1 protein-coding gene is annotated in these 1,080 nt (G+C 46.8%); it reads left to right on the forward strand.

The annotated features are described in order from the left end of the window. The first annotated feature begins 163 nt into the window (after positions 1 to 163). The gene (locus tag LC115_08115; protein MCZ2356636.1) at positions 164 to 853 is read left to right on the forward strand and encodes a hypothetical protein; all 690 of its coding nucleotides are present in this window, start codon (positions 164 to 166) and stop codon (positions 851 to 853) included. Positions 854 to 1,080 lie beyond the last annotated feature (227 nt).

Consider the following 1,080-nt stretch of genomic DNA (forward strand, 5'->3'; position numbering starts at 1 on the left):
GCTACCGTATTGTACGGTGAGATGGGCGGGGGTAGCGTCAGGGCAGGCAAAAAAAACCCGTAGTCTGGGTTTATCTAGTAATATAAACAAAGTTACAAGGAAAATGCGAAGGTATGAAGTTCATCTAGTAATATAAACAAAGTTACAAGGAAAATGCGAAGGTATGAAGTTCAAGAATTATGAAACAGGCGAGATAACCGAAGTAGCACCGCTTGAATTGCGTTTAGGGCGGATGAAAAAACGGCTTTCCTTCTTTCAAGACTGGAAGAACGCGGTTGCCGAAATGGTTTCGGACGTGGATACTATCATGGTTACGTTGACTTATCGCGGCGTGGATGATTGGCGTCCTAGACATGTTACCGATTTTATCCGAAAAGTTCGGCGGTTTTTAGGTACTCGAATGTACGGCTATTTTTGGGTTGCGGAAATGCAAGAACGCGGCGCGGTGCATTACCACGTTATTTTTATTGTCAGCAAAGGTACGAAACTGCCGAAACCAGACGAAGAGGGATACTGGACGTATGGCATGACGAAAATAGAAAAGGTAAAGCATGTTTATGCTTATCTCTCGAAATATTTGAGTAAAGACGGGCAAAAAGCAGATTACCCAAAAGGGATAAGAATATTTGGGATGGCGATCTATATTCTCAAAGATTGGGTTAGGATGTGGAAGTTGCCCCGCTGGCTAAATGAGCGTATAGAGCGCCTGTACGATTTAGCGGAAGAAAAAGGCGATAAACTTCAAAGGCTGGCGTTGAAGAGGCTAGAAGGTCTTCGTAAGGTCAAGGGCGGGTATTCTGTGGCGGGTTGCTTTATTGCTAGCCCTTATAGGATGTTTTCCTTGCGAAATTGAAAATTAGGCGCGTAAAGTCTTGACAGGTTGAATCAAGGCGTGATAGAAACAGGCAAGGCGGCGCGTCGCGCTCGCGTGGACGTGAGGAACCCGACGCGACGAACGCCCTTGCCCTAAAAAGCCCGTGGATTGCGTAAAAGAAAATGGCAGAAGAGCAGCCGTCTAACGGCTTGCGTTAGCGGCGGACGGGGGGCGGGAGTAGAAGAGTCCAGAGGGCAGAAAAAACT

The organism is Bacteroidia bacterium (genome assembly GCA_026932145.1).
Classification (GTDB): domain Bacteria; phylum Bacteroidota; class Bacteroidia; order J057; family JAIXKT01; genus JAIXKT01.